General features: G+C 72.5%; 18 protein-coding genes. 13 read left to right on the plus strand and 5 right to left on the minus strand.

Annotated elements, in window-relative coordinates:
* The 3 genes from AB0H12_RS05280 to ligA are packed head-to-tail and all read left to right on the plus strand — an operon-like array spanning position 1 to position 3,813.
* Positions 1–936: a LysR substrate-binding domain-containing protein gene (locus tag AB0H12_RS05280; RefSeq protein WP_499621011.1), complete on the plus strand. Its 936-nt coding sequence runs from the start codon at positions 1–3 to the stop codon at positions 934–936.
* Positions 933–1,583, plus strand: a complete 651-nt coding sequence (locus AB0H12_RS05285) for a hypothetical protein (protein ID WP_499621012.1) — start codon at positions 933–935, stop codon at positions 1,581–1,583. The genes AB0H12_RS05280 and AB0H12_RS05285 overlap by 4 nt, the downstream gene beginning before the upstream one ends.
* A 31-nt stretch (positions 1,584–1,614) precedes the next feature.
* Positions 1,615–3,813, plus strand: coding sequence for an NAD-dependent DNA ligase LigA (ligA, locus tag AB0H12_RS05290; RefSeq protein WP_499621014.1), 2,199 nt, complete (start codon positions 1,615–1,617; stop codon positions 3,811–3,813).
* A 361-nt stretch (positions 3,814–4,174) separates the two neighbouring features.
* Here the strand turns inward: ligA and AB0H12_RS05295 are convergent, their stop codons facing one another.
* The 3 genes from AB0H12_RS05295 to AB0H12_RS05305 form a co-directional block, all read right to left on the minus strand.
* Complete coding sequence (locus AB0H12_RS05295) at positions 4,175–4,915, minus strand: class I SAM-dependent DNA methyltransferase (RefSeq protein ID WP_499621016.1); 741 nt, start codon at positions 4,913–4,915, stop codon at positions 4,175–4,177.
* A gap of 16 nt (positions 4,916–4,931) precedes the next feature.
* Complete coding sequence (locus AB0H12_RS05300) at positions 4,932–6,848, minus strand: GTP-binding protein (RefSeq protein ID WP_499621018.1); 1,917 nt, start codon at positions 6,846–6,848, stop codon at positions 4,932–4,934.
* 135 nt (positions 6,849–6,983) lie between these two features.
* The gene (locus AB0H12_RS05305; RefSeq protein ID WP_499621020.1) at positions 6,984–7,187 is read right to left on the minus strand and encodes a hypothetical protein; all 204 of its coding nucleotides are present in this window, start codon (positions 7,185–7,187) and stop codon (positions 6,984–6,986) included.
* A gap of 156 nt (positions 7,188–7,343) precedes the next feature.
* Here AB0H12_RS05305 and AB0H12_RS05310 point away from each other — a divergent pair, with 156 nt between their 5' ends.
* Positions 7,344–7,850 (plus strand): GNAT family N-acetyltransferase, encoded by a 507-nt coding sequence (locus AB0H12_RS05310; RefSeq protein ID WP_499621768.1) that lies wholly within the window; start codon positions 7,344–7,346, stop codon positions 7,848–7,850.
* Here the strand turns inward: AB0H12_RS05310 and AB0H12_RS05315 are convergent.
* Positions 7,831–8,241, minus strand: coding sequence for an SWIM zinc finger family protein (locus AB0H12_RS05315; protein WP_499621021.1), 411 nt, complete (start codon positions 8,239–8,241; stop codon positions 7,831–7,833). The genes AB0H12_RS05310 and AB0H12_RS05315 overlap by 20 nt on opposite strands.
* A 26-nt stretch (positions 8,242–8,267) precedes the next feature.
* Between AB0H12_RS05315 and AB0H12_RS05320 the strand changes: the two genes are divergently transcribed.
* Complete coding sequence (locus AB0H12_RS05320) at positions 8,268–8,975, plus strand: 3-keto-5-aminohexanoate cleavage protein (protein WP_499621023.1); 708 nt, start codon at positions 8,268–8,270, stop codon at positions 8,973–8,975.
* 50 nt (positions 8,976–9,025) lie between these two features.
* The gene (locus tag AB0H12_RS05325) at positions 9,026–9,664 is read left to right on the plus strand and encodes a LysE family translocator (RefSeq protein ID WP_499621025.1); all 639 of its coding nucleotides are present in this window, start codon (positions 9,026–9,028) and stop codon (positions 9,662–9,664) included.
* A 171-nt stretch (positions 9,665–9,835) separates the two neighbouring features.
* Here AB0H12_RS05325 and AB0H12_RS05330 read toward each other — a convergent pair whose 3' ends face one another.
* Entirely contained in the window at positions 9,836–10,489 is a 654-nt protein-coding gene (locus tag AB0H12_RS05330; RefSeq protein WP_499621026.1) for an ACT domain-containing protein, read from the minus strand.
* Between the two features lie 225 nt (positions 10,490–10,714).
* Here AB0H12_RS05330 and gatC point away from each other — a divergent pair, with 225 nt between their 5' ends.
* The 7 genes from gatC (at position 10,715) to AB0H12_RS05365 (ending at position 20,278) form a co-directional block, all read left to right on the plus strand.
* On the plus strand, positions 10,715–11,014 hold the full coding sequence (gene gatC / locus AB0H12_RS05335) for an Asp-tRNA(Asn)/Glu-tRNA(Gln) amidotransferase subunit GatC (RefSeq protein WP_015104569.1): 300 nt from the start codon (positions 10,715–10,717) through the stop codon (positions 11,012–11,014).
* A 34-nt stretch (positions 11,015–11,048) separates the two neighbouring features.
* Positions 11,049–12,563, plus strand: a complete 1,515-nt coding sequence (gene gatA, locus AB0H12_RS05340) for an Asp-tRNA(Asn)/Glu-tRNA(Gln) amidotransferase subunit GatA (protein ID WP_499621027.1) — start codon at positions 11,049–11,051, stop codon at positions 12,561–12,563.
* On the plus strand, positions 12,560–12,766 hold the full coding sequence (locus AB0H12_RS05345) for a hypothetical protein (protein WP_499621029.1): 207 nt from the start codon (positions 12,560–12,562) through the stop codon (positions 12,764–12,766). Before gatA ends, AB0H12_RS05345 begins: the two co-directional genes overlap by 4 nt.
* Entirely contained in the window at positions 12,763–14,265 is a 1,503-nt protein-coding gene (gatB, locus tag AB0H12_RS05350) for an Asp-tRNA(Asn)/Glu-tRNA(Gln) amidotransferase subunit GatB (RefSeq protein ID WP_499621031.1), read from the plus strand. Before AB0H12_RS05345 ends, gatB begins: the two co-directional genes overlap by 4 nt.
* A 471-nt stretch (positions 14,266–14,736) precedes the next feature.
* Complete coding sequence (locus AB0H12_RS05355) at positions 14,737–15,006, plus strand: hypothetical protein (protein ID WP_499621032.1); 270 nt, start codon at positions 14,737–14,739, stop codon at positions 15,004–15,006.
* 92 nt (positions 15,007–15,098) lie between these two features.
* A complete protein-coding gene (locus AB0H12_RS05360) occupies positions 15,099–17,714 on the plus strand; it encodes a CHAT domain-containing protein (protein WP_499621034.1) in 2,616 nt (871 codons plus the stop codon).
* A 95-nt stretch (positions 17,715–17,809) separates the two neighbouring features.
* Entirely contained in the window at positions 17,810–20,278 is a 2,469-nt protein-coding gene (locus AB0H12_RS05365; RefSeq protein ID WP_499621036.1) for a M14 family zinc carboxypeptidase, read from the plus strand.
* The last annotated feature ends 36 nt before the right edge of the window (positions 20,279–20,314 follow it).

A 20,314-nucleotide genomic window follows, 5' to 3' on the forward strand; every position in this document is an offset into this window, starting at 1 on the left:
ATGACCCCGGACCTCGAATCGCTGCGCCTGCTGGTGCTCGTCGGGGAGCTGGGCAGCCTCGGCCGGGCCGCCGAGCACCTCGGCATCGCGCAACCGTCGGCGAGCAAGCGGCTGTCCACACTGGAACGGCGACTCGGCGTCGTGCTGGTCGACCGCGGCCGGCGCGGCTCCGTGCTCACGCCCGCTGGCGTGGTGGTGACCGAACGGGCACGGCGGGTGCTGGACGAGGTCGCGGGCCTGGTGGAGGGCGCGCGGGCGCTGCGGTCGGCGCAGGAGGCCGAGCTGCGGGTCGCCGCGAGCATGACCGTGGCCGAGCACCTCGCGCCGAGCTGGATCGGCGAGCTGCGCCGCACCCGACCCGACCTGCGCGTGGGACTGCGGGTGACGAACTCGGAGACGGTCGGCGCACTCGTCCGCGACGGCGCGGTCGACCTCGGCTTCGTCGAAGCACCAGGCCCGCTACCAGGGCTGTCGTCCCGGAAAGTGGCCGTGGACCGGCTCGCGGTGGTCGTCGCGCCCGGCCACCCGTGGTCACGCCGACGCCGACCGCTCACCCCGCCGGAACTGGCCGCGACACCGCTCGTGATGCGCGAACGCGGCTCCGGCACCCGCGACACGCTCGACCGGGCGTTGCCCGACGCGTGCCCGCCCGCGCTGGAACTCGGCTCCACCACGGCCGTGCGCGGCGCGGTGGTCGCCGGGGTCGCGCCCGCCGTGCTGAGCGTGCTCGCCGTGGACGTCGACCTCGCCGAAGGCCGGCTGGTCGAAGTGCCCGCGGAACTCGACCTGCGACGCGTGCTGCGCGCCGTGTGGCCGGGCGGGCGCAAGCTCGTGGGACCCGCGGCGGAACTGCTCGCCGTGGCCGACCGCCGGGGCTCGGCGCCCCCGCAGTTCCGGGCACAGCCGCGGTCCGGCCGTAGTTCAATGGAGCCATGAGCTGGTTCCGCCGACGCACCGAACCCGAACCCGCGCCCGTCCACCTGCCCAACCCGGCCGAGGCCGCGGCGGCGTTCTGGCAGGAGTGGTTCGAGCTGCTGCCGACCGTGAGCGCGGCCCTGGGCGACGGCGAACCGTACCGGGTGGAGGGCGACCTGGGCGCGATGGTCGCCGCCATGCACCCCGACCTGGAGTTCTCCCTCGAACGCGGCCACCGGGCGATCTACGCCCTGGTGATCACCGGCCGTGAAGACCCGAAGCTGCGGCCCTACACCGACGCGTGGATCGGGGCCGCACCCGCCGAGGACATGATCTGGGAGTACCACGACTCGGTGCCCGCGGTGCCGGACCCGACCCTGGTCACCATCAACCTCGGGCCCCGCCGGCTGCGACTGGCCGACGTGCGGGTGGTCGCGCAGGTCTCCGACGGCCTGGTCGACGTCGCCGTCTACCACCCCGGGTTCGCCGACCTCGACGACAAGGCCAGGCAGACCATGACGTTCCTCCCGTTGGACGTCACGCTGGGTGAGCGACTGGCCGGTGAACGACTCGGCCGGGTGGAAACCGCGTCCGCCGAGCCGGAGGGCACGATCGGCCTGCTGGAACTGCGCGACCTGGTCCGCGCGATCGCCGCGGATCCCTCCTGAAATTGTCGGACCCCCTGGTTACCCTCATGCCGTGACCAGCAGCGACTCGTTGAACCCGACCCAGGTGCCCGCCGAGGGCGTCGAGGACGTGCCCGCCGACGTGCGCGAGCGGCACGCCGCGTTGGCCGAGGTGGTGCGCGGGCACCAGTTCCGCTACTACGTCCTCGACTCGCCGACGGTCAGTGACGGCGAGTTCGACGCGTTGCTCCGGGAGTTGGAAGCGCTGGAGCAGGCGCACCCCGGGCTCGCCACGCCCGATTCGCCCACGCAGCTCGTCGGCGGCACGTTCTCGACCGAGTTCAAGGCGGTCGACCACCTGGAGCGGATGCTCAGCCTCGACAACGTGTTCTCGGCCGAGGAGCTGCAGGGCTGGTTCGACCGGGTGCGCAAGGAGGTCGGCGCGGACGCGCACTTCCTGTGCGAGCTGAAGATCGACGGGTTGGCGATCAACCTGCTCTACGAGCACGGCCGCCTGGTCCGGGCCCTGACCCGCGGCGACGGGCGCACCGGCGAGGACGTCACGCTCAACGTGCGGACGCTCGAGGACGTGCCGGAGACGTTGACCGGCACCGACGAGTACCCCGTGCCCGCGCTGGTCGAGGTGCGCGGCGAGGTGTTCTTCGCCGTGGAGGACTTCCTGGAGCTCAACGCGCGGCTCGTGGAAGCCGGCAGACCGCCCTTCGCGAACCCGCGCAACACCGCCGCCGGGTCGTTGCGGCAGAAGGACCCGAAGGTCACGGCGTCGCGCCGGCTGCGGATGATCTGCCACGGGCTGGGCAAGCGCGAGGGGTTCGAGCTGACCCGGCAGTCCGAGGCCTACGAGGCGCTGCGCGCGTGGGGGCTGCCGGTGTCGTCGCACACCGCGGTGCTGGGCACGTTCGAGGAGGTCGGCGCGCACGTCGCGCACTGGGGCGAGCACCGCCACGACGCCGTGCACGAGATCGACGGCGTCGTCGTCAAGGTGGACGAGGTGTCGTGGCAACGGCGGCTCGGCAGCACGTCCCGCGCGCCGCGGTGGGCGATCGCGTTCAAGTACCCGCCGGAGGAGGCCACCACCACCCTGCTGGACATCAAGGTGCAGGTCGGGCGCACGGGCCGGGTGACGCCGTTCGCCGTGATGGAGCCGGTGAAGGTGGCGGGTTCGACGGTCGCCCGCGCGACTTTGCACAACGCCAGCGAGGTGAAGCGCAAGGGTGTGCTGATCGGCGACCGCATCGTGATCCGCAAGGCCGGCGACGTGATCCCCGAGGTGCTGGGTCCGGTGATCGACGCGCGGCCTGATGGCGCCTACGCGTTCGAGATGCCCCTGACGTGCCCCGAGTGCGGGCACGCGTTGCGCCCGATGAAGGAGGCGGACGTCGACATCAGGTGCCCCAACGCCGCGGGGTGCCCGGGACAGCTGCGCGAGCGCTTGGCGTACCTGGCGTCGCGCTCGGCGTTGGACATCGAGGTGCTGGGCTTCGAGGCGGCGGCGGCGCTCGTCGACTCACCCGTGTACGGCGACGAGGGCGACCTGTTCGACCTCGACGCGGACAAGCTGGCGCGGGTCGACCTGTTCCGCACCAAGGACGGCGACCTGACCGCGAACGCCGTGAAGCTGCTGGACAACCTGGAGACGGTCAAGCAGCGTCCACTGTGGAGAGTCCTGGTCGCCCTGTCGATCCGCCACGTGGGCCCCACCGCCGCCCGGGCCCTGGCGCAGGAGTTCGGCTCCCTGGACCGCATCGTCGCCGCGACGGAGGAGGAACTGGCCGCCGCCGAGGGCGTGGGCCCGACCATCGCCACGGCCGTGCGCGAGTGGGTCGAGACCCCGTGGCGGCAAGCCGTCGTGGCGAAGTGGCGGGCCGCCGGGGTGCGCACGGCCGAGGAGCGGGACACCTCGATCCCGCGCAACCTGGAGGGGTTGTCGATCGTGGTGACGGGTTCGCTGGAGACGTTCTCGCGGGACGAGGCCAAGGAGGCGATCCTGTCGCGCGGCGGCAAGGCGGCGGGCTCGGTGTCGAAGAAGACGGCGTTCGTCGTCGTGGGCGAGTCGCCGGGTTCCAAGGCGGAGAAGGCGGAACAACTGAAGGTCCCGGTGCTGGACGAAGCGGGTTTCCGCGTCCTGCTGACCGAGGGCCCGGAAGCAGCCACCAAGATCGCCACCGTCGCCGAAGACCCCGCCGACCCCCCAACCCCCACCGACGACTCCACCACCCCGCCACCTAACCCAACCCCTGCAATGCCCTGACCAGCAGTTTCCCTCACTACAAGCACCACGATCGAGTGATCACGACAGGAGGACTGAATCAAAACGTCGTTATCGCCAGCCTCGAACGTCGGTTGAAACAACGAGGCCGGCAACCAACCCCCACCCCAACCCGCCCAACCCCCGCCCGATCCGATCCATCCCACCACCGCGACCGCCGCCACCACCCAGCCACCGCCCACCCCACCACCGACCCGAAACCCGACCCCAACCGCGCCACCACACCTGCGCCCGGCCCGCCCAACCCCGTCCGGCCCGCTCGGCCGGCCGGCCAGCCAGCCAGCCAGCCAGCCGAGCGAAGCCCGCCGCAGCCGTGGACCGGGTTGGGCGGGGAGTCGGTACGTCACATCGGCCGGTAGACCGAGATGTGGCCCTTGCTGGCGCCGGTGAACGGGCGGCGGGTCCAGGATTCGTGGCGTTCGGTCAGGTGCAGGCCGGCGCGTTCGGCCATCAGGTCCAGTTCGCCGGGGTAGGTGTAGCGCTGGGCGTGTGGCTTCAGGCGGATGCCGTCGGCGGTGAAGATGACCTTCTGGCTGACGAACCGCTGCGCCGCCAGGTCGACGTCGTACACCTCGATCGCCGCCGACTCGACGTCCGCCCACAGCGCCTGGACCCGCTTGCCGCCCGGGAACTGCGACGGGTCGGGCACGTACGTCTCGATCACGAACGCGCCGTCCGGCTCCAGCACGCGCGCGACGTTCGCGAAGCAGTCCGCCTGCCGCCGGACGTCCACCAGGTTGAAGATCGTGTTGAACACCAGGTACACGAGCGCGAAGCGGCCCGTCACCGGCACGTCGGCCATGTCGCCGATGGTCACCGGCACGTCCGCCCCACCCGGTTTCGCGGCCAGCTTCGCCGCCATCAGCTCCGAACCCTCCACCCCCTCCACGGGCACACCCCGCGCCGCCAACGGCAACGCCACCCGCCCCGTGCCGATCGCCAACTCGAGAGCCCGCCGCCCACCCGCCATCGGCGCCAGGAAGTCCACCGCCGGAGTCGGGTCGAGCTCGGTTCCGCTGTCGTAGTCCTCCGCCCACACCTTCCCGAAGAACGCCGGATCACCGATCACGTCATAGCTGGACAAGGTTCACTCCCATGGGTCAGTTGGTCCGCCGCGTCACGCGCAGCAGGTATTCCTTTCGGTTCAACGGGTTCTGATCCGTCCGCGCCCGCACCGGGACCGCACCGCGCACCGGCGCGTGGTGCGAGAACGCCGCCTCCAACACCCCCTCACCACGGGTCAGCCCGGGCACCACCCGCTGGAACCCGTGCACGGACCCCGCCGGGATCTCGCCCTCCACCACGGTCACCCGCCCCCGCGGCACGCTCCCCAGCAGCACCGCCCCCCACCGCGCCAGCACCGGCGTCAACCCACCGAGCACGTCACCCGGCGCCTCCAGCGAAAACCGGTGCACGGGCGAGAGCACCGACGTCCCCGCCGAACGCAAAGCCGAGAACAACACCAACGGCGCCAGCGACCGGAAGTCGCCGGCCGTGCTCGACATGCTCTTGTCGAACGTCCCGTGCGCGTGCGACTGCCGCGCCCAATACCCGGCGTGCGTCATCGTCACCGCGCAATCGGTGACCTCCCACCCGCACAACCCCTGCCCGAGCGCCTCCCGCACGCTCTCCTCCACCGCCTTGAAGAACGCGAACGGCATCGACCCCAGCTCGACGCCCAACGCGAACGTCACCCCGTCACCCGGCTCCACCCGCAACCCCACCGTCGCCAGGAACGGGTTCCCGTCGTCGCCGATGAACTCCACCGCCGACCCCACCCCGACCGGCCGCTCCAGGCAGATCGTGGTCGTCTCCCGGAACTCCACCTCCAGCCCGTGCTCCTCGGCCAACGTCGCCTGCAGCACCTCCTTCTGCACCTCGCCGTACAGCGAAACCCGCCCGCCGTGCCGCAGGCCGATCAACGGGTCCTGCTCGGCCAACCGCGTCAGCGCCACGTGCAGCGCGCCGCGATCGGCCTCCCGCGACGGCACCACGACCGCCTCCAACGTCGGCGGCGCGAACCGGTGCTCCCCACCGGGAGGCGGAACGCCGAGGGCGTCGCCGACCCGGACACCCTCCAACCCCCACACCTTCGCCACCTGCCCCGCCCGAACGGCGCCGCGGCGCACCACCGCACCCCGCTCGAACACCCCCAAGGCCGTGACCCGCTCGGGCAACCGGTCGCGCACGCGCACCGTCCCGGAGAACATCCGCACGAACGCGACCCGCTCACCACCGGCCCCGCGTTCCACCTTGAACACCACCCCGGACACCGGCCCGTCGGGATCACCGGACGCCGGGGGCAGGAACTCCGCCAACCCCGCCATCAACTCCGGCACGCCGGCGCCCGTGATGGCCGACCCGAAGTAGACGGGGTGCACCGCGCACCGCCGGGCGTGCGCCGCCACCACCGCACGCGGATCGGGCACCACCCGCCCCTCGACGTAGGCCGCGAGCACGGCGTCGTCGTGCTCGGCCAGCACCTCGACCGCACCGTCCCCGATCCCCGGCACGACGGCAGCCGCACGGCCACCGGCGTCGACCACCCGCGCCATCGGAACCACCGCGGGCGTCAGGAGAGCCGCGACGTCCCGCAGCACGGACTCCGGTCGAGCCCCACCCCGGTCCACCTTGTTCACGAACACCAGCGTCGGGATGCGCAAGCGCCGCAACGCCCGCATCAGCACGCGGGTCTGCGCCTGCACGCCCTCGACCGCCGACACCACCAGCACCGCGCCGTCGAGCACGCCGAGCACCCGTTCCACCTCGGCGATGAAGTCCGGGTGACCGGGTGTGTCGATCAGGTTGACCGTCGTGCCGCCGACGTCGAACGACACCACCGCGGCCTTGATGGTGATGCCGCGCCGCCGTTCGAGGGCGAGCGAGTCGGTCCGCGTGCTGCCGTCGTCGACGCTGCCGACCTCGTCGATGACACCGGCGGCGTGCAGCAGCCGCTCGGTCAGGCTCGTCTTACCGGCGTCGACGTGCGCCAGGATCCCCAAGTTCAGCGTTCGCACCAAGCGTCATGTCCTCTTCTAGACAGGCGATTACGACCTTCTGGAAGGGCATGACAGCTCGCACGATCGTCCTCCTCGGTGAGGTGTCAGGGACGTCGGCCACCAAAGCAGCCGGCGAGAACGGCCGGCAACCGATTAACCCGCCGACGTCACGTGCGGGAAGCGCGCGACCCACCCCTTCTGCCAGGGCGTTTCCACCGCACGCCGGTTGTGGTCGGCCCGCGCCCACGCCACCGCGTCACCCGATGGGACGCCCGCCGGCACAGCCGGGCACGCGATCACGGTGCCCGTCCGCCCGACACCGCCGCCGCACGTCACCTCGACCCGTTCGCCGGCCACGGCCCAGGTACAGCCCGTGGTCGGGCGTGCCCTCTGGCGTGGGGTTCCGCAGGCCACGACCGCGCACGACATCGGGCCGGAATCTTGATCGCACCGTGTCGGAGCAGTTGTCTGGACGACAATCGGGGACTGTCCGATGACGTGGAAGGGAACCAGATGGCCGACATCGTGGTGAGGCCCGCCAGGGAAGACGAGTGGGCGGCGGCGGGTGCGATCACCGTGGCCGCCTACCAGGCCGACCGCCACATCGACAGCCACACCGGCGGGTACGCCGACACGCTGGTCGATACGCGCACGCGCGCCCGTGAGGCGGAACTGCTGGTGGCGGTGGACGTCGAGAACACCGTGCTCGGCACCGTCACGGTGGTCCGGCCCGGCACCCCGTACGCCGAGGTCAGCAGGGACGGCGAGGTGGAGTTCCGGATGCTGGCGGTGAGCCCGTCGGCGCGCGGGCGCGGCGTCGGCGAGGCCTTGGTGCGCGCGGTGATCGTGCGGGCGCGTGAGCTCGGCGCCCATCGGTTGGTGATGAGCAGTTCCGAGCACATGACCACGGCGCACCGCCTCTACCAGCGGCTCGGTTTCCGACGGCGGCCCGATCGCGACTGGCGGCCGGTGCCCGGCGTCGACGTGACCGCGCTCGGGTTCAGCCTCGAACTCGCATGATCTCGTCGCGCAGCGAACGGTCCCGCGCGGCCCGGTCGTAGAGCAGTTCCACCAGCGTCGCGTGGTCGAGTTCGGCGAGGCGGACGCGCAGCTCCTCGTCCTCCGCGTCCGGCGGCGGCACGGTCAGGCCGCGTTCCAGCAGCACCAGGCCGACCGCGACGCAGTGCTTGCAGAAGAAGCCCTGCGACCCGTACGGGCAGGTGCACGCGCCGTCCAGGCGGGTGTCGTCCCACTGGAGCGTCACCCGGTACTCGGCCGCGCCGACCACGACGCCTTCCACGTGCCGCGAGCGGACGGCCAGCTCGACCACGGCGTCCCGGTAGGTCAGCCCGCGCCAGTACGACTTGGCGCCCGCGTGGTGGCGCAGCAGGGCTGAGGTCAGCGTCGGCATGGCGGTATCCAACACCTTGTGGTTCGGTGGGTTACGTGCTCCAGGCCTGTCTGAACGGCGCCCGTGAGCCGGGCAGCCACCCTAGTGTGCCGATCACGCCGCAGCAGCTGGCGGCCGACGCCGCGGCGTGCGGAGAGCTGGGCGTGACGTCGTTCCACCTGCACCCGCGGGACGTGGTCGGCTTGGAGGTGCTGGCCGGCCCGGAGGTCGCCACTTCGGTGTCCGTGGTGCGGTCCGTCGTGCCGCGGGCGGAGATCGGCGTGACGACCGGCGCGTGGATCGTGCCGGACCCCGTGCGGAGGGCGGAGCTGGTGCGCGGGTGGGCGGGGCTGGCGGCGGGACGTCCGGACTTCGCGTCGGTCAACGTCCACGAGGACGGGTGGCTCGCCGTCGCGGACGCGTTGCGCGACGCGGGCATCGGCATCGAGCTGGGTGTGTTCCACGTCGAGGCGGCGCGGGCGTTGCTGGACGTCGGCGTGCCCGCGGGGACGGTGCGGGTGTTGGCGGAGGTGCGGCCGGGGGAGACCGCGGAGCACGCGGCGCGGTTGCTGGACCTGCTCGGACCGCTCGGGGCGCCGATCCTGCTGCACGGCGAGGACGACAGCGCGTGGCCGGTGCTGGACTACGCGGTGACGCGCGGGCTGGACACCCGGATCGGCCTCGAGGACACGCTCACCTTGCGTGACGGCACGCAGGCCGCGGACAACGCGCAGCTGGTGAAGCTGGCTCTCTGACGCGCGAAAAGCACTGGTAGCGCGGTCGCGTGCCGTGGTTTCGTTGCGCCATGGTGTCCACCGACCGGCTCCTCGCCTTCGCGGCCATGTCGTTCCTGCTGATCGTGATACCGGGGCCCAGCGTCCTGTTCGTGGTCGGGCGGGCGTTGGCGCAGGGTCGCCGTGCCGCTCTGATCACGGTCCTGGGGAACACGCTCGGCGCTTATGCCCTGGTCGTGGCCGTCGCGTTCGGCGTCGGGACGGTCGTGGAGCGTTCGGCGGTCGTGTTCACGACGTTGAAGCTGGCCGGGGCCGCGTACCTGGTGTACCTCGGGGTGAAGGCGGTGCGGCAGCGCGGGGCGCTGCACGCGACGTTCACCGCCGGCGGCCCGGCGCAGGGCGGGCTGCGCACGTTGTGGGAGGGCTTCGCGGTGGGCGTGGCGAACCCGAAGACGATCGTGTTCTTCGCCGCCGTGCTGCCGCAGTTCGTGGACCGCGCGCAGGGCCACGTCATCCTCCAGATGCTCCTGCTCGGGCTGGTGTTCAACGTCATCGCGGTGGCGTCCGACAGCGTCTGGGGCCTGGCCGCCGCCACCGCCCGCGCCTGGTTCGCCCGCTCGCCCCGCCGACTGGCCATGGTGGGCGGCGCCGGCGGCGTGGCCATGATCGGCCTGGGCGTCACCGTCGCCACCACGGGCCGCCAACCCTGACCCGCGCGTGTCGAACCCTCAGCGCCCGCGTGTCGAACACTCAGGACCACCGTGTCGAACCTCCAGGACCCCCGAGTTCAACGTTCCGGATGTGGAGCTCGGGGGTCCTGAGTGTTCGACACGCCGGTCCTGAGTGTTCGACACGCGGGACCTGAGGGTTCGACACGCGGGTCAGTCGGGGAGGACGACGGAGACGATGCCGGCCAGGTGGGCCAGGCGGGCGACTTCGGCGGCGCGGAACATCGGACCGCCCGGGCGGCCCACCAGCAGGACGCGGTCCGGCTTGCCCAGAGGGGTGGCGGCCAGTTCGGTGCCCAGTTCCTGCCAGGTCGCGGGCACCCAGTCGTCCTCGCCGTCGAGGACGGTGGCGCGGGGCAGGGGCAGCCACGGCGGGGTCTGCAGCTTGGTCTCGGGAGCGGCCGATGAGGAGGTCAGGCGGTGCACGACGCCGCCGTCCCACGACACGACCACCGCCCACCCCGCACGGATGATCTTCGGCACGCCCTCGGTGAACACCGCGAGGCCGTTGCGGGGGTCCTCGGCGACCTCCTCCACCAGTTCCAGCTCGCGGTGGGTGTCCAGCACGCCGGCGTACGGCCGGACCGCGTCCACCTCGACGCCTTCGATGGACTCCGCGGCCGTGATCAGCACGTCGGGCAGCCGCCCGGAGGGCAGCTCGACCACCAGGTCGTCGATGGCCAGGCCCGCCCCGCGCTCCACCACGTCCACGCTGAGGATGTCGGCCCCGATCTCGCCGAGCGCGGAGGCGACCGCGCCCAGGGTGCCGGGACGGTCCGGGAGCTGGACCCGGATCAGGAAGGACACGGTGCACGCCTCCAAAGGCTGTGGTGGAGCATCGACGTGGAAACTCGCCGGTCGATGATTCTCGCAGACGCAGCTTCGCTTTCCGACCCACCAGGCGCGTTGCGCACGGGTAAAATCGCGCACCCACGCGCGCGAGCGCGGGCAACCCGGTCGGAGGTCGGCCTGACCAGCCAATAGACTCGGCAGGTCCCAAATCCGAAAAACCGACCCACGGGGGTTGACGAGGTGCCCAGCATCTCCCGCGACGAGGTCGCGCACCTGGCCCGCTTGGCGAGGCTCGCCGTCACCGACGACGAGCTGGACCTGTTCGCCGGCCAGTTGGACGTGATCCTGCAGTCGGTGGCCACGGTGGGCGACATCGCCACCGCGGACATCCCGCCCACTTCGCACGCCGTTCCGCTGACCAACGTGTTCCGCGAGGACGTGGTGCGTCCCAGCCTCGGTCAGCAGCAGGCGCTCGCGGGCGCCCCCGCCGCCGAGGACGGACGCTTCCGCGTGCCCCGCATCCTGGGGGAGGAAGCATGACCGCCGACGTTATCTTCCGCGCGGAGGCGGAATCATGAACAGTCTGATCCGCAGCACCGCCGCGGAGCTCGCGGCCAAGATCGCGAGCCGCGAGGTCTCCGCGGTGGAGGTCGCCCAGGCGCACCTCGACCGGATCGCCGAGGTCGACGGCGCGGTCAACGCGTTCCTGCACGTCGACACCGAGGGCGCGCTCAACGCCGCGCGCAAGGTCGACGAGGACATCGCCGCCGGCGCCCACGTCGGCCCCCTGGCCGGCGTGCCGATCGCGCTCAAGGACGTGCTCACCACGGAGGGCGTGCCCACCACGGTCGGCTCGAAGATCCTCGAGGGCTGGATCCCGCCCTACGACGCCACGGTCACCCGCCGGTTGAAGGAAGCCGGCGTGGTGGTCCTCGGCAAGACCAACATGGACGAGTTCGCGATGGGCTCCTCCACCGAGAACTCCGCGTACGGCCCGACCCGCAACCCGTGGGACCTGGACCGCATCCCGGGCGGCTCGGGCGGCGGCTCGGCGGCGGCGCTGGCCGCGTTCCAGGCGCCGCTGTCGATCGGCACGGACACCGGCGGCTCGATCCGCCAGCCCGGCGCGGTCACCGGCACGGTCGGCGTGAAGCCCACCTACGGCGGTGTGTCGCGGTACGGGCTGGTGGCGTTCTCGTCGTCGCTGGACCAGGCCGGGCCGTGCGCCCGGACCGTGCTGGACGCGGCCCTGCTGCACGAGGTCATCGCCGGGTACGACCCGATGGACTCCACCTCGATCAACGCGCCCGTCCCGCCCGTGGTGGCCGCCGCGCGCGAGGGCGCGAACGGCGACCTGTCCGGCGTGCGCGTCGGCGTGGTCACGCAGTTCAGCGGCGAGGGCTACCAGCCCGGCGTGCTGCGCAGCTTCGAGGCGGCCGTGGCGCAGCTCAAGCAGCTCGGCGCGGAGGTCGTCGAGGTCTCGTGCCCGAGCTTCGACTACGCGCTGCCCGCGTACTACCTGATCGCGCCGAGCGAGGCGTCGTCCAACCTGGCCCGCTTCGACGCGATGCGCTACGGCATCCGCGTGGGCGACGACGGCACCCGCAGCGCCGAGGAGGTCATGTCGCTGACCCGCGAGGCCGGTTTCGGCCCCGAGGTGAAGCGGCGCATCATGATCGGCACGTACGCGCTGTCGTCGGGCTACTACGACGCCTACTACGGCTCGGCGCAGAAGGTGCGCACGCTGATCAGCCGCGACTTCGACGCCGCGTTCGCCACGGTGGACGTGCTGGTCTCGCCGACCACGCCGACCACCGCGTTCCCGATCGGCGAGCGCACGAACGACCCGATGGCGATGTACAAGGCCGACCTGTGCACGATCCCGGCGAACCTGGCCGGCAACGCCGCGATGAGCGTCCCGAGCGGACTGTCCGACGAAGACGGCCTGCCGGTCGGCCTGCAGATCATGGCGCCCGCGTTGCAGGACCACCGGATGTACCGGGTGGCGGCGGCGTACGAGGTGGCGCGGGACGCGGCGCTCGGCGCGACGGTGATCAGCGGCGTGCCGCAGTTGGCGGGTGCCCGGTGAACCGGGGCGCGGTGGGCCGGGCGCGGACGGTCCTCGCCCTCGTCGGCGCCGCGGGCGCGGCCACCAGCGCGTTCTCCACGTTGAAGGCGGCTCGCGGCAAGAACGACAAGCTCGCGCTGGCCAACGCGGCGGCGAGCATCCTGGTGGCGATCACGGGCGCGGCGCTGGCCGTGCGGGGTCTGCGGAAGGACGGGAAGGCATGACGTCGGTGCACGAGCTGATGGACTACGCCGAGGTCATCGAGCGCTTCGACCCGGTGCTGGGGTTGGAGGTGCACGTCGAGCTGCACACCAACACCAAGATGTTCTGCGGTTGCGCGAACGTCTTCGGCGGCGAGCCGAACACGCAGGTCTGCCCGGTCTGCCTGGGCATGCCCGGCGCGCTGCCCGCGGTCAACGGCACGGCGGTGGAGTCGGCGATCCGGATCGGGCTGGCGCTCAACTGCGAGATCGCCGAGTGGTGCCGGTTCGCCCGGAAGAACTACTTCTACCCGGACATGCCGAAGAACTTCCAGACCTCGCAGTACGACGAGCCGATCGCGTTCAACGGCTTCCTGGACGTGACGCTGGACGACGGCTCGCTGTTCCGGGTCGAGATCGAGCGCGCGCACATGGAGGAGGACACCGGCAAGTCGCTGCACGTCGGCGGCTCGGACGGCCGCATCCACGGCGCGGAGCACTCGCTGCTGGACTACAACCGCGCCGGCGTGCCGCTGATCGAGATCGTCACCAAGCCGATCGAGGGCACCGGCGAGCGCGCGCCCGAGGTGGCGCGCGCCTACGTCACGGCGTTGCGCGACCTGTTGAAGGCGCTCGACGTGTCGGACGTCCGGATGGACCAGGGTTCGCTGCGCTGCGACGCGAACGTGTCGCTGATGGCCAAGGGCGCGACCGAGTTCGGCACGCGCACCGAGACCAAGAACGTGAACTCGCTGCGCAGCGTCGAGCGGGCGGTGCGGTTCGAGATGACCCGCCAGGCGGCGCTGCTGGCGGCAGGCGGCACGATCACGCAGGAGACCAGGCACTTCGACGAGTCGACGGGGTCCACCTCGTCGGGCCGCACGAAGGAGACCGCGGAGGACTACCGGTACTTCCCGGAGCCCGACCTGGTGCCCATCGCGCCGTCGCGCGAGTGGGTGGAGGAGCTGCGCGGCACGTTGCCGGAGCTGCCCTGGGAGCGCCGCAAGCGGGTGCAGCAGGAGTGGTCGCTGACCGACGCCGAGCTGCGCGACCTGGTCAACGCGGGCGCGGTGGACCTGGTGGCGGCCACGGTGGAGGCGGGCGCGACGCCCGCCGAGGCCCGGTCGTGGTGGGTGGCCTACCTGACCAAGGAGGCCAACGCGCGTGGCGTCGAGCTGGCCGAGCTCGGCATCACGCCGGCGCAGATCGCGCGGGTCGTCGGGCTGGTGAACTCCGGTGAGCTGACCAACAAGCTCGCGCGCGAGGTCGTCACCGGCGTGCTGGACGGTGAGGGCGAGCCCGAGGCCGTCGTCGAGGCGCGCGGCCTGAAGGTCGTCTCGGACGACTCCGCGCTGGAGAAGGCGGTGGACGAGGCGTTGGCGGCGCAGCCGGACGTGGCGGCGAAGATCCGCGACGGCAAGGTGGCGGCGGCCGGCGCGATCGTCGGCGCGGTGATGAAGGCGACGAAGGGCCAGGCGGACGCGAAGCGCGTGCGGGAGCTGATCATCGCCCGCTGTTCGTAGGGTTCGGTTCGGCGGTGGGGCGGTGCTGCGGTCGCGGCGCCGCCCCACCGCCACTTTCGCGTCCGCGAGGGGATGGGTCCACCGCCGAGCGGTCCATTCGCGATTCGTCCTACTCGGACACCGATGGTCACCATTTCGGGACGGCCCGTGTCCGGACCGGGAATGATCCGGGTGTGATTCCACGTCGGGCGGACCGGGTGGACTCGCCTTATTGCGGACCCTGGGTGCCTGCAGCCTGTTAACACATTCCTCCATTCGAGTGGTAACACTTTCCGAACGGCCGCTCCCGTGCTGGTCAGCGAAGCTCAAGATCGACTCGTTGGTCGCTCTCGGTAAATTTCCACCTCCCCAGGTGCGTCCATCTGTGTCAGGCTTGGGCCGTTCGGCAGGGCCGGGGGGCCACCGAAACGACCTGAATCAGCCGCCGAGGATGCCCCGATCAGGGGGTCCCGTTGTAGGGGAGGCAACGTCATGACCCGCACTGACCCGAAGCTCGTCGCCGAGATCGACGCCATCGAGGGCGAGGTCGCCGACACCGAGCAGACCACCACCGACCTGGTTGGCATCGGCGGGCTGGAGCCGACCGGGGGTCCGTACAAGCCGACCACCGACGACCCCGAGGTCGAGCGGCTCGTGAAGCCGATGGGCGGCCCCTACAAGCCGACCGGCGACCCGGAGACGAACGGCGGCCCGTACAAGCCGACCACCGACGAGCCGGCGGCGGTCACCCAGACGAAGTAATACGGGTCACCGACAATCACGGTGACGTCACGCTGAATGCCGCCGGCCACAGGTCGGCGGCATTCCTCTGCCGCTTGTGATCTCATATGACCGTGCCTGGCGAAACGCGTGGCTCCTCCGGACCGGATCACGCCGTCAGACGGGCCCGGCAGCTGCACCGCAGCGCGTTGGACGCGGCCACCGCCGACCGCCACCCGTCCGCCATCCGGCAGATGCGCAGGGGGCTGGCCCTGTTGGAGGCGCCCGGGATCGACCCGCAGGAACGGCTCGAGGTCCGCACCCGGCTGCTCAACACGCTGGCGTTCTGCCTCGCCGAGACGGGCAAGGTCGACGACGGCCTCACCCAGCTCGCCGGCGTCGACGCCGAGCTCGCCGGGCTGCGGGACGAGGAGCTGCGCGCCCACCTGTCCACCCTGGTCAACCTCAACCGCGCGGCCCTGCTGTGCCGGGTCGGCCGCATCGACGAGGGCATCGCCCAGCTCGACCGCGAGATCGAGCGCAGCGCACGACGCCTGTCCGCGCACGCCGACCCCGAAGCCGTCGACCTGCTCGCGCTGGCCCTGTCCAACCGGGGCAACGCGCACGGCGAGGTGCACCGCTACGACAAGGCCGCCCGCGACCTCGACCGCGCGGTCGAGCTCGCCGACGCGCACGGCCTGCCGCTGCGCGCCGCGATCGCCAAGCACGCGTTGGGCAACGCGGTGCAGCGCGCCGGCGACATCCCGGCCGCCCTGCGCCACTACCACGAGGCCAACCGGGCGTTCCAGGACCTCGAACCCGGCCTGCTGCTGCGCCTGCGCATCGACCAGGCCGAGGCGATGATCAGCGTCGGGCTGGCCGACGAGGCGGGCCGGCTGCTGGACGAGGTGCTGCCGGAGCTGCGCCGCCAGCGCATCGGGCAGGACGTCGCCGAGGCCGAGCTGTTCCGCGCGGCGGCGGCGCTGCAGGACGGGGACCTCGTCCTGGCCCGGCGGATGGCGGCCTCGGCGCAGCGCAAGCTGGTCAGGCGCGGCAGCCCGGCGTGGGCGGCGGTGGCGGGGCTGATCGCGCTGCGGGTGGACGTGGTCCGCACGCTCGGCTCGCGGCGCCCGGTCGCCGGGGTGGTGCGGCGCGCGATCGGGCTGTCCGCCGAGCTGGCCGGGCTGAAGCTGCACGACCAGGCCGCGTTCGCGCTGGTGCTCGCCGCACGGCTGGAGATCCGGCGCGGCGACCCCGACCGGGGCGCCGACCTGCTGCGCGACGTGCCCAAGACGCGCCGGATCACGCCGATCGACCACCGGATGCTGCTGCGGCTGTGCCGGGCGGAGCTGGCGCTGGCCCGCGGCAACCAGCGGGTGGCGTTGGCCCAGGCCAAGGCGGGGCTGGCCGAGCTGGGCCGGCTGCGCGACCGGCTCGGCGGGCTGGAACTGGTGTCGGGCACCGCCGTGCACGGCCGTGAGCTGGGCGAACTCGCCGTGCGGCTGGTGCTGGGCGGCAACGACTCGGCGGCCAACGCCAAGCGCCTGTTCACCTGGCTGGAACGCACCAGGGCCCAGCTGTACCGGTACGACCCGGCTGTGTCCACTGTGGATTCCGAGCTGGGTGAGCGGATCGCCGAGGCGCGCACGCTGAGCCGGGCCCTGCTGCGGGCCCGCCTCGACGGCCTGCCGACCGGGGAGCTGGAGTCGCGGCTCAAGGCGAGCCAGCGCGCCGCCACCCGGATGGGCTGGAGCGCCAGCCCGTGGGGCACGCCGCGCCCCGTCGTCACGCCGGACGAGGTGCTGTCCCGGCTGGACGGTCGGGCGATGGTGAGCTTCGCGGTGTCCGGTGACGAGCTGATCGCCGTGGTGTTCGCGGGCGCTCGGGTGCGCATGGTGCGCCTCGGGTCGGCCGCCGACGCCACCGAGGGCGCGCGCCGCCTGCACGCCGACCTCAACGCGCTCGCGCCCGACCACCTGCCGCCGCCGTTGGTGGAGGTCATCTCGGCGTCCGCCCGCCGTGAGGCGGAGAAGCTGGACCGGCTGCTGCTGGGCCCGCTGGCGCCGATGATCGGCGACCGGTCGCTGGTGGTGGTGCCGACCGGCGCGCTGTACGTGGTGCCGTGGGGCGTGCTGCCCACCTGCGTGAACCGGCCGACGACGGCGGTGCCGTCGGCCACCGCCTGGGTGTCGGCGGTCCGGCAGGAGCGCGACCACGTCGAGGGCGTGCTGCTGGTGCGCGGGCCCGGCTTGCAGGCCGCGCAGGGCGAGATCGACCGGCTCGCGGGCTACCACGGCGACGCGAAGCTGCTCGGCGTCGCGGAGGCCAAGGTCGGCGCCGTGCTGGCGGCGTTGGACGGGGTCGAGCTGGCGCACATCGCCGCGCACGGCGAGCACGAGCCGGAGAACGCGCTGTTCTCCCGGCTGGAGCTGGTGGACGGCGCGATGTTCGCGCACGAGATCGGCCGGGTGCGCCGCCCGCCGCACCAGGTCGTGCTGGCCGCGTGCGAGCTGGCGCTGAACCGGGTGCGGCCGGGCGACGAGCCGCTCGGGTTCGCGGGCGCGTTGCTGGCCGGCGGCGCGCGGACGGTGATCGCCGCGTCCAGCCGGGTCGGCGACCGGCCGTCGGCGGCGGCGATGGCCGACTTCCACCGCAACCTCGCGGGCGGCGCGTCGCCGGCGGTGGCGCTGGCCGAGGCGGTCGCCGTCGACCCGCTGCGGCGCCCGTTCGTGTGCCTCGGGTCGGGGTAGTGCGGCTGACCAGCCATTCGACCGGTTGACCTGGATCACCCGCACCCGCTAGTCAGGGTGGAGGAGTTCTTCGGCGATCACCCCTAGGGGGCCCGGTGCGCTGGTTGACGCTCACGGTGCTGTTGCTGGCCACGATGACCACCCCCGCGACCACCGCGCCCGCGGTCGGCCCGGCGCACGAGCCGGGCAACGGGCCCGAGCGCAACCAGGTCGCCGCCGTCGACCCGCCGTCGCACGCCACCGCGCGCGGTGACAACTGGCCCGACGCCAACCCCGGCTACCCGCGCCGAACCCAGCTCCGCGTGTACCCGGAGGACCAGGCCGACCGGGCGATCAAACTGGGCCTCGCGCCGTACCACGCGCTCGCGCCGCGCCTCAACGACCTGCAGCGGCGCAGCGACCGGGTGTCCGTCGAGGTCGTCGGCCGCTCGACGATGGGCCGCGACCTCTACCTGGTCACGCTCACCGCGCCGGAGACGCCGGCCGAGACCCGCAGGCAGGACGCGTGGCGCGACGAGATCGAGAACGACCCGGCCGACGCTGCCCGCGACATCTTCCTCCGCACCGGCTACAAGGCCCCGGTGTGGATCAACGCCAACATCCACGGTGACGAGTGGGAGGGCACCGACGGCGCGTTGCGCGTCATCGAGGACCTCGCCTTCGACCCGGCCGCCCGCGACTTCCTGCGCCGCCACCGGGTCTACGTGCACCTGACCGCGAACCCGGACGGCCGGGTGGCCGGCACCCGCGCCAACGCGGCCGGGTTCGACCTCAACCGCGACTTCGTCACCTCGTCGCAGCCGGAGTCACGGGCCGTGCGGGACGTCGTCAAGCGCATCCAGCCGCTGCTGGTGCTCGACGAGCACGGCTACGTGGCCAGCACGCTGATCGAGCCGACCACGCCGCCGCACGGCCAGAACTACGACTTCGACCTCTACATCAGGCACGGCTACGCGGGTGGCCTGCGGATGGAGGACGCGGTCCAGGCGCTCGGCCATCCCGAGGCGGCCACGCCGGAGATCCCGTTCCGCGACTACGAGCCGGGCGTGTGGGACGGCTGGGCGCCGATCTACACCGCGCAGTACTCGATGTACCACGGCGCGGTGTCCTACACGATCGAGATCCCCATGCGCGTGAACCGGACCGACTACACGACACAGCCGGTGACGGAGTTGCGGCGGCGTTCGGCGATCAACACGGATGTGGTCGAGGCGACGATCCGCAGCGCGCTCACCTACGTGAACGAACACCGGTCCGCCATGGTGGACAACCAGATCGAGATGTTCCGCCGCAGCCTGGCTGGCGAGCCGCAGCGGGCCGTGCCGGACGGTTTCGTGCCCGGTTTCGGCCCCGAAGACCGCTACACCACGGAGTTCCCGCGCGCGTACGTCATACCGGTGGGTGACGGGCAGCGGTCGGGGCAGGCCGCCGCACGGCTGGTCGACCACCTGGTGGCGCACGACGTCCGGGTGAAGCGGGCCGACCGGCCGTTCACCCTGGGCGACCGCTCCTACCCGGCCGGGTCCTACGTGGTCGACCTGCGCCAGCCGAAGCGGGCGCTGGCGAACGTGATGCTGGAGGCCGGCCGGGACATCTCCGACCAGGTGCCGGTCATGTACGACATCAGCGGCTGGAGCCACCGGCTGCTGTGGGGCGCGTCGGTGGACGTCGTGCGGGACGGACCGCTGGACGTGCGCGGGCGCGAGGTGTCCGCGGCGTCGCCCACGGGCTCGCTGGACGCTCCCGAGGGCAGCGACCTGGCGCTGGTGCTGGCCGACGGCAAGGACGTGGCGGCGGTGAACGACCTGCTCGCGCGGGGTGTCGGGCTGCGCAGGCAGGAGGACGGCACGATCGTGGCGCCCGCGTCGGCGCGGTCGGCGGCCGAGGAGGTGTCGGACCGGTACGGCGCGCGGTTCACGGCGGCGGCGCCGGGCGGTGTGCCGCTGCGGCGCCCCGTGGTGGCGGGCGCGGTGGCGGCCGACGAGCTGAAGGCGTTGCGGGACATGGGATTCGACATCCGGCCGGTGTCGACGGCCTTGCTGGACAGGGGGTTCGACCTGACCGGTGTCGACGTGCTGCTCGTGTCGTCGGGGTTGCGCTACGACCAGCTCGGCGCGCCGGCCAAGGCGGCGGTGGACGGGTTCCTGGCCCGCGGCGGCGTGGTGACGCGCGGCGCGACGGGCGTGCGGTTCAACGCCGACGCCGGCGTGCTGCCGGTGCGCGCGGTGGCGGGCCGGGAGGACGCGAACGGCGTCGTCTCGGTGCTGGACGAGGCGGGCGCGGTCGACCACTCGTTCGTCTACGCGCCGTACTGGTTCACCGACCTCGGGCCTGGCGTGAGCGCGCGGCAGCGGTACCAGGGCCTCGTCGCCGGGCACTGGGCGACCCGCCCGGACGGCTCGGGAGGCAGCCGGGACGCGGCCGGGCGGGCGGCGGTCGTCGCGGGCACGTCGCCGCGGGGCGCGCGGGCGGTGCTGTTCGGCACCGAACCGCTGTTCCGCGACCACCCGAAGGGCCTGTACTGGCAGGTGGCGGACGCCATCTACCGCACCACGGCACCCTGAGCGCGTTGTGACGCCCCACCGCACCGCGAGCCCTGA

This window comes from Actinosynnema sp. NPDC023794, from assembly GCF_040639675.1.
Classification (GTDB): domain Bacteria; phylum Actinomycetota; class Actinomycetes; order Mycobacteriales; family Pseudonocardiaceae; genus Actinosynnema; species Actinosynnema luteola.